Below are 371 nucleotides of genomic sequence, written 5' to 3'. Positions count from 1 at the left end.
ACTTCAGATAGGTAAAGCGTAGAGTTCTCTTCGCCTGCTTTGTATGGGTCTTGAGATACGCCAGAGTGAGGGATCGCAACGATAACGTCTGCGCCTTCAGCCTTCATTTGAGGTACTAGCTCGTTCGCTGTCTCAACGATGTCGCGAGCGATCACTTTACCTTCAAGGTTCTTTTTATCCCACGTCATGATTTGTGGTGGAACAAAGCCGATGTAACCCACTTTGATCTCGTGCTCTACGCCAGCTGTATCTGCGAACGTGTGTGTCTTGATGATGTAAGGTGTGAAGTAGTGCTCTTTTGTTTCAGCATCGTAAACGTTAGCACTGATGTATGGGAAATCAGCGTCGTTGATAGATTCTTCTAGGAACTC

The 371-nt window shown here is 46.6% G+C and carries 1 pseudogene; it reads right to left on the bottom strand.

The features are described 5' to 3' along the window. Nucleotides 1-371, bottom strand: a pseudogene (locus tag BCT81_RS10330) (2',3'-cyclic-nucleotide 2'-phosphodiesterase); the annotation flags it as partial.

The organism is Vibrio sp. 10N.261.52.A1 (assembly GCF_002876325.1).
GTDB lineage: Bacteria > Pseudomonadota > Gammaproteobacteria > Enterobacterales > Vibrionaceae > Vibrio > Vibrio chagasii.
The sequence above is the reverse complement of the archived record's forward strand: the minus strand, read 5'-3'. Positions and strand labels throughout refer to the sequence as shown.